The sequence below is a fragment of the Collinsella sp. LCP19S3_A7 genome, from assembly GCF_052121995.1.
In the GTDB taxonomy this organism is placed as follows: Bacteria; Actinomycetota; Coriobacteriia; order Coriobacteriales; family Coriobacteriaceae; genus Collinsella.
The window spans coordinates 1-1,347 of the sequence record NZ_JBQKDE010000041.1; the positions used below are offsets into that span (position 1 = coordinate 1).

The 1,347-nt window shown below is 61.9% G+C and carries 2 rRNA genes; both read left to right on the forward strand.

Features of this window, described 5'->3' with window-relative positions:
- A 16S ribosomal RNA gene (locus tag ACTQV3_RS09215) occupies positions 1 to 204 on the forward strand; the annotation flags it as partial.
- A 400-nt stretch (positions 205 to 604) separates the two neighbouring features.
- A 23S ribosomal RNA gene (locus tag ACTQV3_RS09220) occupies positions 605 to 1,347 on the forward strand; the annotation flags it as partial.

Below are 1,347 nucleotides of genomic sequence, written 5' to 3' on the forward strand. Positions count from 1 at the left end.
GTTGCTAGTAATCGCGGATCAGCATGCCGCGGTGAATGCGTTCCCGGGCCTTGTACACACCGCCCGTCACACCACCCGAGTCGTCTGCACCCGAAGTCGCCGGCCCAACCGCCAAGGGGGGAGGCGCCGAAGGTGTGGAGGGTGAGGGGGGTGAAGTCGTAACAAGGTAGCCGTACCGGAAGGTGCGGCTGGATCACCTCCTTTCTAGGGAGACACATTCTTAGAGAGAGAACACTTTAACTCGAATGGAGGGCAGGAGCCCGTCCGGTGGATGTCTGGCCCGGATACGTCCCCGCAGCACCCGGTCCCCGGGGTCGCACCCGCGTACCTTGAGAGCCGCATAGCGATAGGAGAGAGATGGAAGAGTATCCTCTTCCAGACTCGATTCTTTTCTGCGATCTAAACAGAGAATGATAGCAATCATTCATCCGATCCAAACAAGAGGAATTCACTCATTGATGAGTGAGGAGCATCTGATCGCGAGCACAGTGGAACACGCTGTGCCGCGGTATGAGATACCCGAATTGCGACATGAGAGCGCTATTCATGATATCGATTAATTTATATTGGCGACACGTGGATATCCCGCGGGCCCGGAGCGGTCCCGCAAGATACCACGGGCGCACGGCGGATGCCTTGGCACAGGGAGCCGATGAAGGACGCGGCAAGCTGCGATAATCCCCGGCGAGGAGCACACATCCTTCGACCCGGGGGTCTCCGAATGGGCGAACCCATCCGTAGAGGTACGGATATCCCCGGCCTGAACGCATAGGGCCGGGGAGGACAACCCGGGGAACTGAAACATCTAAGTACCCGGAGGAGAGGAAATCAATCTCGAGACTCCCCGAGTAGCGGCGAGCGAAAGGGGACCGATGGCCAAACCGTCGAGCGGGCGTACCCGGCAGGGGTTCCGCCGGCGGGGTTGCAGGGCCGCGCATCCGGGGGCTGCCGCCCCCGGGCGCAGGTCCGGCTGGGGAGCGGAACGGCATGGGAGGGCCGGCCGCAGCGGGTGACAGCCCCGTACGCGAACCCAGACCGGACGGCGCGACGCGGTCCCTGAGTAGGGCCGGGCACGTGAAACCCGGTCCGAACCTGGGTGGACCACCATCCAAGCCTGAGTACTACCCTGTGACCGATAGCGCACCAGTACCGTGAGGGAAAGGTGAAAAGCACCCCGGGAGGGGAGTGAAACAGTACCTGAAACCGTGCGCCCACGAGCAGTCGGAGCACCTTTACGGTGTGACGGCGTGCCTTTTGTAGAATGAGCCAGCGAGTCGCTGGCGCGGGGCGAGGTTAACCGAAAGGGAGCCGGAGCGAAAGCGAGCCTTAACAGGGCGACTTGAGTCC